A 13302-nucleotide genomic window follows, 5' to 3' on the forward strand; every position below is an offset into this window, starting at 1 on the left:
TATCCGGAGGTAAAGCCATGCGTCCATCCAGTCGCTCCGCTGACACGACCGCGCCGTTACGGACCCGCCCCCGTGCCCTGACGGCACTGATCGCCCTGGCGACCACCATCGGCTTGGCCCTGACTCTGCTGACAGCCGCCGCCCCACCGGCGGCCGCCGCCGACCTGCTGTCCCAGGGCAAACCCGCGACCTCCTCGTCCAGCGAGAACGCGTCCACTCCCGCGTCCGCGGCCGTGGACGGCAACACCAGGACGCGCTGGTCGAGCACGTTCAGTGACCCGCAGTGGCTGAGCATCGATCTGGGCGCCACCGCCACCATCAGTCAGGTCGCGCTGCGCTGGGAGGCCGCGCACGCCCGCGCGTTCCAGATCCAGACCTCCGACAATGGCACCACCTGGACCACCGTCTACTCGACCACGACCGGCAACGGCGGCGTGCAGACCCTGGACGTGAACGGCAGCGGCCGGTACGTCCGCTTCCACGGCACCCAGCGCGGCACCGCCTACGGCTACTCGCTGTGGGAGTTCCAGGTGTACGGCTCCGGTGCAGGCACCCCTCCGGGCAACGGAATCCCGGATCCGACGACTGCCTCCCTGGAGGCCACCAACGGGCCGCTGACCACCGCCGCCTACACCGTTCCCAACCCCACCGGGTACGGCTCCGGCACGGTCACGTACCCCACGAACAGCGGCTCGTACCCGGGCGTCGTACTGATGCCGGGCTATCAGGGCACGCAGCAGAACCTGCAGTGGCTCGCCCCCCGCCTCGCCTCTTGGGGCTTCGTCGTCGTCAACGTCGGCACCAACACACTCACCGACGATCCCGAGTCGCGCGGTCGCCAGATCACCGCCGCCGGCACTCAGTTGCTCGCGCTCGGCAGCGCCGCCGGTAACCCGATATCCGGGAAGGTCAACGGCACACTCGGGGCGGTCGGTCACTCGATGGGCGGCGGTGGCGTCATGGCGGCCCTCCGCGACGACGCGCGCTTCCGGGCGGGCGTGCCCACGGCCCCGTACCACCCGAACGCGAACTTCTCCGCGGTCACCGAGCCCACGTTCTTCCTGACCTGTCAGAGCGACCCTGTCGCCCACGGCGACGACTACGCCGTGCCCTGGTACAACTCCATGTCCCGGGCCGAGAAGCTCTACATCGAGGTTCCCGGCGACCATCTGTGCCCGATGACTGGCTCTGGCAACAAGGCCAAGCAGGGCAAGTGGATCGTGTCGTTCCTCAGTCACTGGCTGCGTGCCGACACCCGCTTCAGCCCGTTCCTGTGCGGTCCCGCGCGTGACGCCGACAAGAACAACACATCCCTGGTCACGCGCTGGATGGACAACTGCCCGTTCTGACCACAGAAGAAGAGTGTCGCTGCCGGTTGGTAAGCGACCGCGCGATGCCGGACATTGCTGGGCTATGGATGCGGATGAATCCGAAGAGCGGCTGGAGCAGTTGTTCCGGCAGACGTTCCGGCGGGTGATGGCGTACTGCCTGCGCCGGACCGGTGATACGGCGGCACACGACGCCGTCGCAGAGGTCTACGCGGTGGCGTGGCGCCGGCGCCGTCATCTGCCCGACGACGGTGAAGAGGCGGTGCTGTGGCTGTTGGGCATCGCGCGACGCGTGCTGGCCAACCAGGCGCGCAGTCAGCGGCGTTGGTCCCGGCTGCTGCTGAGAGTGGCGGAGCAGCCGGATCCCCCGGGGCCACGCCACCAGGAGCATGACACCGGCGATGAGCTCTCGGCCGCCCTGGAGCAAGGGTCGGCCGCCGATCGGGAGCTGTTGCGCCTGGCCTACTGGGACGACCTGTCCCGTCAGGAGATCGCGGCGGTCCTCGGCATCTCCGTCGGTGCCGTCGACACGCGCCTGCACCGGGCCAGGCAGCGGCTGAAAGAACGGCTCGCGGCACCGAGCTCCGATCCGCGTGCGACCAAGGAGAAGGATCATGCTGAACGATGACGAACTCGTCCGGATGATCCGGGCCCGCGATCCACGCCCCGACCCGTCAAAGACCGATCCGGACTCGCCGGTCGCCGACCGGATCCTCGCCCGCGTGCGTGAACGTACCCGGCGGCGGCGCAAGCGCACGATGGTCGTGGTTCCCGTGGTGGCCCTGGCCTTGGTCGGCGGCACTGCCGCGACCTATGCGTGGGTCGCCGGTGACGGCGCCGGCCACACGCTGGACTCGAGCGGGCTGACCTGCGTCGGGTCCGAGCAAGGCGACGCCGTGACCGGCTTCGATCCCGTCGCCGACGACCCGATCCGGGTGTGCCGGCAGCTGTGGCAGGACACCTTCGGCAGTCCGGCGCCACAGACGCTCACAGCCTGCGTCGACAGCTCCGAGCAGGGCTCGATCCAGGTCTACCCCGGCGGTCGGGACCAGTGCGCACGCCACCGCGCGGATCCGTACCGCGGACCGACCCGCGAGCAGCTGAACCTCGCCCACTTCCGCACCGACCTCAAGGAGCGTGTCGCCGAACGCGACTGCATCAGCTACCCGGAGTTCCGGGACGTGGTCAGCGAGCTTCTCGCCAAGCACCGCCTCACCGGCTGGTCGGCAGGCCACTTCCAGACCGGTGACAAGGAGCCGGAAGGCCCCTGCGCGGAGGTTTCCTACTTCGACGAGCCGGAGCGGAAGATCTGGCTCGGAGACGCCAAGGCAGGCGACCCGATCTACGTGCCGTAGATGAGCCGCTGATGGTGGCCGTGGCCGTGGGCTGACCCACCTTGCTCGCCGTGTACGCCTGGCGCAAGCTGGTCGTATGGGTGCGGAGGATGGCCCTACGCTCATCACGTCTGTCCAGCGGGCTCTGCGCCTGCTGGAGGCGGTGAGCGCGCACGAGAACGGCGCGCCGGCGAAACAGCTGGCACGTGAGACGGGCCTGCCCTTGGCGACCGCCTATCACCTGCTGCGGACGCTGGTCCACGACGGATACGTGCGGAAACTGAACGACGGCGGGTTCATCCTCGGCGACAAGCTGGAGTCGCTGCAGACCACGAGCCGTGGACAGGCGCTGCTCAGCCGCGTCCGTCCCACGCTCGCCGCGCTGCGGGACGAACTCGCGACCGCCGCCTACCTCACCTTCTACGAGGACGGCGAAATCCGGGTCGCGGAGATCGTCGACGGCCCTCGGGCGCCCCGCGTCGATCTCTGGGTCGGGTTCGAGGACGCGGGGCACGCCACCGCGCTGGGCAAGTCCGTGCTCCGGGAACTGAACGAGGCCGACCGCAAGGACTACCTCTCGCGTCACCACCTCGCCGACCTCACCCCACGGACGATCACCAGCCTGCCGGAACTGCTCCGGCGACTGGAGTCCTCACCCGGGGCGCCGGCCGTCACCGACCTGGAGGAGTACGCCCTCGGCACGGTCTGTGTCGCCGTACCTGTCTACAGCGGGGACACGCTCGGCTCGCTCGGAGTCTCCTTGCCGGCGGACCGGCTGTCCCGGCTCCCCGAGATCCGGGCACGGCTGATCCCGACCGCGAGTCGTGTCACCAGGAGTCTTTCGCTCACTATCTGAAAATCCTGTTCTTGTGGGTGGCCGAGATGACCCGTTCTCTGGAGGAAACAGGCATTTTCGGATGTGTGCCCTGGGCACAGGTGAGGACTGCGGACGAACATGAGTCAGGCCCGAGACCATGGTGGCAACCACTGGCCGATGCGGCTCTTCAAGAACCGAGTGACCCGTCCTGGGCCTTCGGCCCGCAGGCGCGTTGTCGCGCAACTGGCCGCCGGTTTGCCCGTCCTGCCCATCCTGCCCGTGCTGATCGTCTCCGTCGTCGTATGCGTCGATCTCGCCGATGGAGCGGGGATGATCTGGCTGCCGCTGCTCGCGGCTGGGCCCGCCTTGGCCGCCACCACCAACGGACCCCGCGGCGTGCTCTGGGTCGGGCTCCTCACGGTGGTGCTGTGTGCCACGCTGGGCACCCGGGACGGTGTTCCGGGCCGTGAACTGACCGCTGTGCTGTCCGCCCTGGTGGCTGTCGCCCTTGCGAGCGGCCTGGCCAGCGCGTTGCGCGGGCGCCGTGAACGGGTGCTCGCGGCGGTCCGCTCGGTCGCGGAGACGGCACAGCACGCGCTGCTCAAGCCGGTGCCGGCGACCGTCGGGCCGTTCCAGGTGGCGGTCCGCTACAGCGCCGCGGCGGCCGAGGCCCGTATCGGCGGTGATCTCTACGCTCTGGTACCCACCCCGTACGGAGTGCGGCTGATCGTCGGCGATGTGCGCGGCAAAGGCCTGCCGGCCGTGGGAACCGCCGCCCTGGTGCTCGGTGTCTTCCGCGAGGCCGCCTACGACGAGCCCGATCTCCTCGCCGTGGTCGACAGGATCGAGCGGAGCCTGGCGCGCAATCTCGGCCATGACGACTTCGTCACCGCCCTGGTCGCCGGGTTCCCGCAAGCAGGGCATCTGGAGGTGGTGAACTGCGGACACACGCCTCCGTTGCTGGTACACGCCTCCGGGAGGGTCGCGGCGGTCGAGCCCACGCATCCGGCCCCGCCCCTCGGACTGCGCGCCCTCACGGGTGACACGCCCGGCCTCCAGGTTCTGCCCTTCACGGACGGGGATCAACTGCTGCTCTACACCGACGGGGTCACCGAGGCCCGGGACCGCGGCCGTGCGTTCTATCCGCTGACCGAGGGGCTGGAGCGCCACGTCTCCCACGAGCCGGCGCACACCCTCGACGCGCTCCATGACGAACTGCTGGCGCATGTCGGCGGTCGACTGCACGACGACGCGGCGCTGCTCCTGATCCGCAAGCCGACGCTTTCCGAATCACGGGTTCCCGAAGCGACCGTTCCCGCGGCGACCGTTCCCGAGCCGGCGCACCTGCCCCGCGGCCGGTGCTTCTCCGAGGCCTCGGACATGGCTGCGGGCCGTTGACTCGATCTGACGCACCCGGGACCGGGCTCCTCAGACATGCAGGGTGGGCCGGTAGACGAGCTCCTGGATGTGGCCGTCGAGGGTCCGGTGCTCGATCAGCTCGAGGTCGAAGTCGGCCGCGCCCTGGAAGATCGGGTCCAGCCCGGTCCGACCGGTGATCACGGGGAAGAGCGTCACCTGGACGCGGTCGACCAGACCGGCGGCCATCAGCGCCCGGTTCATGGACAGGCTGCCGTGCGAGCGCAACGGCACCTCGGACTCCTCCTTGAGCCGGGCGACGGCGTCGACGGCGTCGCCGCGCACGACAGTCGCATCCGGCCAGTCGAGGGGGCCGTCCAGGGTGGTCGACACCACCGTTGCCGGCAGGCTCCTCATCCGCGTGACCCATGGGTCACGCACCTCGGACTCCTCGGTGCTCGAGGCCAGCATCCCGGCGAACGCCCGATACGTGTTGGCCCCGAAGACCATCCGCTGCTCCTCGCGGTACTGGGCGAGGCGGTGGGTGAGGAGCTCGGGGCCCTGCTTGCCCCAGTACCCGGTCCAGTCGCCGCCGGCGGCGCCGAAGCCGTCGAGGCTGGAAAAGACGTCGAAAGTGTAGGTAGCGGTCATCACGGTCTCCTCGAGTGCGGTTGATCGCCTGTCGGGGATACAGACTGGCGATCACGGCGTGACTCATCGGTCCGGGCGCGTGGCTCACCATGCTCCTCTGCCGTCCCCATTCCGCCCTGCGGATAGCATCAGGGGTCCGGCATGGCTCCCAGCAGAGGCGACGATCATGGATCCGGCCGCGGTGTCTTCCTCCGCAGCGAGCATCAGCCTGCGGCAGTTGCTGATGGCGCTGGGGGACTCGCTGGTGGAGGTGCAGGCCGCTCCGGCGGGGCTGGATGTCGAGATCCGTGGCGTTGCGCTGCTCGATCCCGAGGATCCGCCGACCGCGCAGCCGGGTGAGCTGGTACTCGCCATCGGTGCCCGTGGCCGAGCCGCTTCTCCCGTGCTGCGGGCCGCCGGGCGGGACGGCGCCGCTGCCGTGGTGGTCAAGCTGGACGGAACCGGCCAGGCCGCGGCGCTCAGCGAGACCGCTGCCGAGGCCGGGATCGCCCTGCTCTCACTGCGCAGCGATGCGCGCTGGGAGCAGGTGAACGCGCTGGCCCGGGCCGCGCTCGACGACGCACCGCCGGGTGAGTCCGGCCAAGGTGCCGAGGAGGGCGATCTGTTCTCGCTCGCCCAGACCACCGCGATCCTCACCAGCGGCATCGTCAGCATCGAGGACGCCGCGAACCGGGTGCTGGCGTACTCCCGTACCACCGACTCCGACGAGGCGGACGACCTGCGGCGGCGTTCCATTCTCGGCTGGCAGGGACCGGAGGGGTACCTGGCGAAGCTGCGCGAGTGGGGCGTGTTCCAGCATCTGCACTCCAGCGACGAGGTGATCGCCATCGACAGCCACCCCGAGCTGGGCATCCGCCGCCGTCTCGCGGTGGCCATCCGGTCCGGGGACCGGCAGCTGGGCACCATCTGGGTGCAGGAGGGCTCGACTCCGCTGTCCGACCGCGCGCCCCAGGCACTGCTCGGTGCCGCCCGGGTCGCCGCGCTCCACCTCGTACGCCGGCGCCGAGAGCTGTCGGAGGACGTGACGCTCACCCGGACCCTGCTGGCCGGACTTCTGGAGGGGAGTACCGGGCCGCAGCCGCTCGCCACCCACCTGGGATTCGACGCCCGGCGCCCGGCCGCCGTGCTGGGCTTCTCGTACCGGACCACTGAGGCGCAGGAGACCGCGGAGGTCGTCGCCGCGCCCGAGCTGACCCACACGGAGGTCACCAACCTGGTCTCCGTGCACATCGCTGCCCGGCACCGCAGCGCCCTGGTCACCCAGGTCGACCCCCGCATCTACGTGCTCCTGCCTCAGCTGCCCCGCGGCATCGACACGGACACGCTGCGCGGCTGGGCCCAGGAGATCACCGACGCCGTACGCCGCCACCTGGGCCTGCCGCTGCGCGGCTCGGTCGGCTGTCTGGTGCCCGGTCTCGGGGACGTCCCCGAGTCACGCCGGGAGGCCGACCGCATTCTCGACGCCATGGTGAGCGCCGGTGTGCCCACCGCCGTCGCCGCGCTTGTGGACATCCAGGCGGAAGTGCTGGTCAGCGAGATCGTGACGTTGCTCGCCGCCCACCGCGAGATACGGGATCCACGACTGACCGCCCTGGTCGCGCACGACAGCCGGCACCAGGGCCGGCTCGCCGAGACCCTGCTGACGTACCTGAACTGCCTGGGTGACATACGGGCCGCCGCCACCCGGCTCCATGTGCACCCCAACACCCTGCGATACCGGCTTCGCCGGGCCGAGGAGCTGACCGGACTCGATCTGAGCCGTCCCGACCAGCGTCTGCTGGCCATGCTCCAACTGCGGCTGCCGCCCGACGACTGACCCGGTTCCGCATTGGACGGACGTACAGCCATTGAGGGCGAGTTTGTTCGACCTTCACAAACACAGGGCCCCATGACCGCTCATACGCTTGCGCAAATCAATTTCCGCAGGTGATGCGGTTCACCTCCCACGAGGAGGTACCGCGCGCGCATCGCACCGTGAACGCTTCCGGAAATCGTCAGTGCCCTGATCGCCCGCTCCGCACGGCACTCCCAACCACCCCATGGATGTCGACATGACTACACGTCCCCCAGATTCTCTGGCCTCCGACACCGCTCCTCCCACCAGTGGTCAGCCTCCGGAGCAGCAGGCAGGTCTCCAGGCCGGTCTCAAGAACCGCCATCTGTCCATGATCGCCATCGGCGGGGTGATCGGCGCCGGTCTCTTCGTGGGCTCCGCCTCCGGCATCACCGCCGCGGGCCCCGGCATCCTGCTGTCCTACGCACTGGTCGGCGCTCTCGTCGTCTTCGTGATGCGGATGCTCGGCGAGATGGCCGCGGCCAACCCGACCTCCGGCTCCTTCTCCGCGTACGCGGACCGGGCGCTCGGCCGCTGGGCCGGGTTCTCGATCGGCTGGCTGTACTGGTTCTTCTGGGTCGTCGTCCTCGCCGTGGAGGCGACCGCGGGCGCGGTGATCCTGGAAGGGTGGGTGCCGGGCGTACCGCAGTGGGCCTGGGCCCTGATCGTGATGGTGGTGCTCACCGCCACGAACCTGGCCTCGGTCGGCTCCTTCGGCGAGTTCGAGTTCTGGTTCGCCGGCATCAAGGTCGTCGCCATCACGGGCTTCATCGTGCTCGGCGGACTGGCGATCTTCGGTGTGCTGCCCGGCTCCGACAACGCCGCGACGGGCTTCGGCAACCTCACCGAACACGGCGGCTTCCTGCCCAACGGGCCCGGAGCGATCCTCACCGGCATCCTGCTGGTCGTCTTCTCCTTCATGGGCAGCGAGATCGTCACCCTCGCCGCCGGTGAGTCCTCGGACGCGGCACGGGCGGTGGCGAAGGCCACCCGGAGCGTGATCTGGCGGGTCGGTGTCTTCTACGTCGGTTCGATCCTCGTCGTGGTCGCCCTGGTGCCGTGGAACGACCCCTCGATCGAGAAGAAGGGCTCGTACGTCGCCGCCCTCGACTCGATCGGCATCCCGCACGCCGGCGAGATCATGAACTTCATCGTGCTGACCGCCGTACTGTCCTGTCTCAACTCCGGCCTCTACACGGCCTCCCGGATGGCCTTCTCGCTCGGACAGCGCGGCGACGCCCCGCGATCCTTCGTCCGGACGAACCCGCGAGGTGTCCCGCAGGCCGCGATCCTGGCCTCCGTGGTCTTCGGCTTCGTGGCGGTCGCCTTCAACTACCTGTGGCCGGACACGGTGTTCCAGTTCCTGCTGAACTCCTCGGGCGCCGTCGCGCTCTTCGTGTGGCTGGTGATCTGCTTCTCGCAGCTGAAGATGCGGGGGATCATCCTGCGCGAGAGCCCGGAGAGGCTCGTCGTGCGGATGTGGTTGTTCCCGTATCTGACGTGGGCGACCATCGCGATGATCGCGTTCGTGCTCGTCTACATGCTCACCGACGACAAGGAGGGCGGCGGCCGGAGCCAGGTGCTCCTGTCGGTGCTCGTCGCCGCTGTGGTGATCGCGATCTCGTTGGTCCGGGAGCGGTCCCGCGGGAAGGACACGGAGGAGACGGTCGTACCGCGGTAGCCGCCGCGGATCGCCGACAGCGGCCGGGGGGTGGGTGTGGGGCCTTCGTTCCCCAACCCCACTCCTTCCCGGTTGCATCGAAATTGCGCTACGTCCCATGGGTCAGCCGGTGAGGACGTCCAGTGCGGCGGCGTGCACGCCGGGCGCGGCGGCGAGGTAGCTCTTGGTGGCCGGCTCCCATGGTTTGCCGTCGAGGTCGGTCACGAGACCACCGGCTTCCTGGACCAGGAGCACGCCTGCCGCGTGGGAGCGGACGTTGTCGAACTGCCAGTGCAGGTCCATCCGGCCGGCGGCGACCTGGGCGAGCTGGCCGGTGACCGGTACGGAGACCTGCACACACAGAGCGGAGTTCAGCATCGCGGTAAGGGCGGCGCCCATCCGCTTGGCGAGGTCGGGGTCGTGGCCCGGCTTGGCCTGACCGGTCCCGGCCAGTGCGCCGTCGAGCGAGGTCTTGGCCGAAACCTGAAGCCGTACACCGTTGAGGAACGCCCCACCGCCCTCGGTCGCGGTGAACAACTCGTCGAGGACCGGAGAGTAGACCACGGCCAGGACCGGGCGGCCCTCACGGACGAGGCTCACGCCGATGTTCCAGTCGGACATGCCGTGTACGGCGTTGACGTTGCCGCCGACCGGGTCGATGAGCCACCACTCGCCCGCGGCCATCGGTCCCGATCCGTGTTCGTCATTGAGCCAGCCCGCGCTCGGCAGCGCCTCGGTCAAGGCGGGACGCAACGTGTCGACGACGGCCGCGTCATTGGCCTGGAGGTTCTCGAGCAGTTCGGGGAGGCCGGACTGGCGGGACTCGGTGGAATAGCGCGTCATCATCCGGGCGCCGGCGTGGCGGACGGCGGCGACGGTCGCGGCAAGCAGTTCCTGGTTCATGGGGGTCCTCCGGAGTTGATTGAGGTGGATCTGTGTCTGGCTAGGATTTACTTCCATGCAATTGGACTTGAATCTGCTGACCGTGCTGGACGCCCTGCTCGAGGAGGGCAGCGTGATGGGCGCGGCCCAGCGGCTGCACTTGTCCTCGCCCGCGGTCAGCCGCACCCTCGGCCGACTGCGCGCCGTCACCGGGGACGACATCCTGGTGCGCACCGGCCACTCCATGGCCCCCACCCCGTACGCGCTGTCGGTGCGAGAAGACGTGCACCGGCTGGTCCGGCAGGCGCACGAAGTGCTCTCGCCGATCCGTGAGCTGAACCTGGCCGAACTGGAGCGCACCTTCACGATCCAGTGTCACGACGCGGTGGCCGCGTCACTGGTGCCGGTGCTGGTCGGCAGGATCCAGCAGCAGGCTTCCGGGGTGCAGTTGCGGGTGCTGGCGGAGAACCGCGTCGACACCGACGATCTGCGACACGGCCGCGTCGACCTGGAACTCGGTGGCGGCAGGCCCACTCAGCCCGAGTTCCGGTCCGAGCCGCTCGGCGACGACCGGCTCGTCGTGGCGATGCGCGCCGACCACCCGTGCTCCGTCGCACTGGACCTGGCCTCCTACGCGGCGCAGCCGCACGTGGTGATCTCCCGGCGTGGCCGCCTGACCGCGCCGATCGACGACGCGCTGGCCGCCGATGGCTTGCGGCGCCGGGTCGTCGCGGCGGTGGCCACGGTGTCCACCGCCCTGCAGATCGCCGCTCGCAGTGACGCGCTGGTCACCTGCACGGAGATCCTCGGCCGCCCGCTCATCGAGGCGTTCGGCCTGGTCGCCCGGCCGCTGCCGATCGAATCCCCGGCGGCGACCATCAACTGCAACTGGCACCAGCGCTACGACTCCGATCCCGCCCACGCCTGGCTCCGCGATCAGGTCCGGGCGTCGATCGAGGAGATCACCGCCTGCTGACTACTCCGCCAACGGCAGGGCCACGGCACCGGGAAAACCAGGCGCCTCGGCTTCGTCGAGCATCGCCGCGGCGACGGTTTCCCGGCTGACCCGCGCACCGAGGTCGAAAGGAGGCGCGGCCTCCAGGCCGACCGTGCGCCGACGAGGGCTTTCCGGCCCGTCGGCAAGCATCCCGGCATGGAAGACGGTGCCCCCGGCCGCGAGAACGGTGTTGTCGGCTTCGACCTTGTCCGCCAGCCGGTCGCCCAGCACCGTGGCGAGCACACCCGCGCCTTCCCCCGCCACTTCGGCCGACTTGCCCGTGCCGTAGGCGCCGAGCCAGATGACACGTCGAGGGCCGGCGGCGACCACGGCCCGGGCGCCTGTCAGGAGAACTCCGGCCCGGTCCGTGCCGAGCGCGGAAAGGACCACGGAATCCGCGTCCACGGCGCTGGCGATACTGGCCGCGTCGTGCACATCACCCGCCACTTTGCGCAGGTGCGGGGAGTCGGGCAGCGCGATCCGCTGGGGATCACGTGCGATGGCGGTCACGGTGTGACCACGTCGCAGCGCCTGTCGGGTGAGGACGATTCCGGTCCGGCCGGAGGCCGCGAGGACGGTGAGGTTCATGCCGAGAACGCTAGAGATCCCGCAACTTAACATCAAGTGCAAGTATCTGACTTGATAAGTTACTCAGACGCAATCAATGTGGGAACTCCCCATGCCCTCGTGGAGTGCGTCGCCATGCCAAGGAGGAGGTCCCTGGGTCACCACCGGCGTCAAGCGCCGCCCGCACGCCCGCTGCGGGCGCCACGTCGGACACAGCCGCGGCTGACGGCGGCTGTGCGCAGGCAACTCGCCGCGGGAGTAGCGGGCGGAACGGTCAGTCGATGGCTGTGTCCGCTGCGACGGCAGCCCTGCGGCGGCGGAGGTGACGTATGCCTTCGATGGCACCGGTCACCACGAACGCCAGTCCGACACCGACGGCGATGGCCAACAGCGTGTTCTCCTGGAACAGGACGCCACCGAAGTAGCCGGTGAGTGCGGTGTAGGCGCTCCACGTGGCGGTGGCGAACGCGACGAACAGGACGTATTTTCCCAACGGGTAGCCGACGAGCCCCGTGGACAAGGTGGCCAGGTAGCGCCCCACCGGGATGAACCGTGTGGTCACCAGGATGAAGCCGCCGCGAGCGTCGAGTTCGCGGGCGAACCAGTCGTGTGCCGTCCGGCGTTTCGAGCCGGGTGGCAGGCGCTTGAGTATGCGTTCACCCAACAGTCGTCCGACGGTGTAGGGAACGAGATCGCCGAGAAGGGCGCCGAGCGTCGTGGCGGCGATGACGAGCACGATGTCCGTCTGCCCGGTGGCGGCGTAGACGCCTGCGACGATCACGACGGGTTCGCTCGGGATCAGCGGGAGGAAGGAGTCGAGGAAGGACACCGCGATGAGTACCGCGTACAACCACGGTGAGGTGATGACCGATTCGGCCAGCTCGAGCCAGTCGATCATAAGCGCCAGGCCTTGGTCGGCAGGTGCGGATGGATGGTCACGGGCTCTCTCTCGATAGGGTCAGAGGTCGACGGTGAGGTTGGGCGACAGGGCCCGCGAGACGCAGCAGTACATGTGGCCGGGCGGGGCGCCGATGTCGTCGCGGTGCTCCGGTTCTCCGTCGACGACGGCGATCTCGCAACTGCCGCAGACGCCTTCACGGCATCCGGACGGTATGCGGAATCCCGCGTGGTTCAACGCGTCCAACATGGAGTCCTCCGCACTGACCCGGACGGTCCGTCCCGACCGGCCGCAGCGCACATCGAAGGGCTTGTTGGGCGCGAACTCCTTGGCCACCGGCCGGAAATGCTCGATGTGCAACTGCTGTGCGGGGAACGCTGCCTCGGCCGCGTCGAGCATCGACGTGGGGCCGCAGCAGTACACCAGCACCTGAGGGTTCAGCGCTGCCGCCTCTACGGCGAAGTCGGGCCTGCCGTGCTGCTCGGTGGCGTGGATGCGCACCCGGCTGCCGTGCGCGGCCCGCAGTTCGTCGGCGAACGGCATGGTGGCCAGGGACCTGCCCACGTACACCAACGTCGCCGCGGCGCCCGCTTCGGCCGCCGCTGTCAGCATCGGCACGATGGGGGTGATGCCGATCCCGCCGGCGAGGAACAGGTACTCCGGTGCGGGCAGCAGGGGAAAGTTGTTGCGTGGCACCGAGACGTCGAGTGTGTGGCCCTCGTTGAGGAACAGGTGGATGTACTCCGAGCCGCCACGGCTGAGCCGGTCGTGACGGACGGCGACACGGTAGGTGTCGCGGTCGGCCGGGTTCCCGCACAGCGAGTACTGCCGGGTCAGCCAGTTGGGCAGTGTCAGATCGATGTGCGCGCCCGGTTCCCAGGGGGCCAGCGGGCCGTCGGCGCCGCGCAGGAGGAGCGAGACCGCGCCCTCGGCGACCGGCTCCACCTCCTCAAGGACTGTTCGTTGCATGGCCGTACC

The 13302-nt window shown here is 69.4% G+C and carries 13 protein-coding genes; 8 read left to right on the top strand and 5 right to left on the bottom strand.

Features of this window, described 5'->3' with window-relative positions; all coding sequences use genetic code 11:
* The first annotated feature begins 17 nt into the window (after positions 1–17).
* The 5 genes from KCH48_RS43125 to KCH48_RS04180 all read left to right on the top strand — a co-directional run bounded on the left by KCH48_RS43125 (position 18) and on the right by KCH48_RS04180 (position 4877).
* Positions 18–1349: a discoidin domain-containing protein gene (locus KCH48_RS43125; protein WP_307840794.1), complete on the top strand. Its 1332-nt coding sequence runs from the start codon at positions 18–20 to the stop codon at positions 1347–1349.
* A 64-nt stretch (positions 1350–1413) separates the two neighbouring features.
* Positions 1414–1956, top strand: a complete 543-nt coding sequence (locus KCH48_RS04165) for an RNA polymerase sigma factor (RefSeq protein ID WP_210570489.1) — start codon at positions 1414–1416, stop codon at positions 1954–1956.
* Complete coding sequence (locus KCH48_RS04170; protein WP_210570491.1) at positions 1943–2683, top strand: hypothetical protein; 741 nt, start codon at positions 1943–1945, stop codon at positions 2681–2683. The genes KCH48_RS04165 and KCH48_RS04170 overlap by 14 nt, the downstream gene beginning before the upstream one ends.
* A 76-nt stretch (positions 2684–2759) precedes the next feature.
* Positions 2760–3518 (top strand): IclR family transcriptional regulator, encoded by a 759-nt coding sequence (locus KCH48_RS04175; RefSeq protein ID WP_210570493.1) that lies wholly within the window; start codon positions 2760–2762, stop codon positions 3516–3518.
* Between the two features lie 99 nt (positions 3519–3617).
* Positions 3618–4877: a PP2C family protein-serine/threonine phosphatase gene (locus tag KCH48_RS04180; RefSeq protein WP_246884710.1), complete on the top strand. Its 1260-nt coding sequence runs from the start codon at positions 3618–3620 to the stop codon at positions 4875–4877.
* Positions 4878–4907: 30 nt separating this feature from the next.
* Here KCH48_RS04180 and KCH48_RS04185 read toward each other — a convergent pair whose 3' ends face one another.
* On the bottom strand, positions 4908–5486 hold the full coding sequence (locus tag KCH48_RS04185) for a dihydrofolate reductase family protein (protein WP_210570495.1): 579 nt from the start codon (positions 5484–5486) through the stop codon (positions 4908–4910).
* A 181-nt stretch (positions 5487–5667) separates the two neighbouring features.
* Here KCH48_RS04185 and KCH48_RS04190 point away from each other — a divergent pair, with 181 nt between their 5' ends.
* Positions 5668–7302, top strand: coding sequence for a helix-turn-helix domain-containing protein (locus KCH48_RS04190; protein ID WP_307840795.1), 1635 nt, complete (start codon positions 5668–5670; stop codon positions 7300–7302).
* A gap of 235 nt (positions 7303–7537) precedes the next feature.
* Positions 7538–9001, top strand: coding sequence for an amino acid permease (locus KCH48_RS04195; RefSeq protein WP_210570497.1), 1464 nt, complete (start codon positions 7538–7540; stop codon positions 8999–9001).
* Positions 9002–9103: 102 nt separating this feature from the next.
* On the opposite strand, the gene KCH48_RS04200 is transcribed toward KCH48_RS04195, so the two are convergent.
* A complete protein-coding gene (locus KCH48_RS04200; RefSeq protein WP_210570499.1) occupies positions 9104–9883 on the bottom strand; it encodes an inositol monophosphatase in 780 nt (259 codons plus the stop codon).
* 55 nt (positions 9884–9938) lie between these two features.
* On the opposite strand from KCH48_RS04200, the gene KCH48_RS04205 reads away from it, so the two are divergent.
* Positions 9939–10838, top strand: coding sequence for a LysR family transcriptional regulator (locus KCH48_RS04205; RefSeq protein ID WP_210570500.1), 900 nt, complete (start codon positions 9939–9941; stop codon positions 10836–10838).
* Here the strand turns inward: KCH48_RS04205 and KCH48_RS04210 are convergent, their stop codons facing one another.
* The 3 genes from KCH48_RS04210 to KCH48_RS04220 all read right to left on the bottom strand — a co-directional run bounded on the left by KCH48_RS04210 (position 10839) and on the right by KCH48_RS04220 (position 13293).
* Positions 10839–11447: an NAD(P)-dependent oxidoreductase gene (locus KCH48_RS04210; protein WP_210570502.1), complete on the bottom strand. Its 609-nt coding sequence runs from the start codon at positions 11445–11447 to the stop codon at positions 10839–10841.
* Between the two features lie 253 nt (positions 11448–11700).
* A complete protein-coding gene (locus KCH48_RS04215; protein ID WP_210570504.1) occupies positions 11701–12324 on the bottom strand; it encodes a DedA family protein in 624 nt (207 codons plus the stop codon).
* Between the two features lie 60 nt (positions 12325–12384).
* Entirely contained in the window at positions 12385–13293 is a 909-nt protein-coding gene (locus tag KCH48_RS04220; protein WP_210570506.1) for a PDR/VanB family oxidoreductase, read from the bottom strand.
* Between the last annotated feature and the right edge of the window lie 9 nt (positions 13294–13302).

Origin of the sequence: Streptomyces sp. GESEQ-4 (assembly GCF_017948455.1) — a bacterium.
GTDB lineage: Bacteria > Actinomycetota > Actinomycetes > Streptomycetales > Streptomycetaceae > Streptomyces.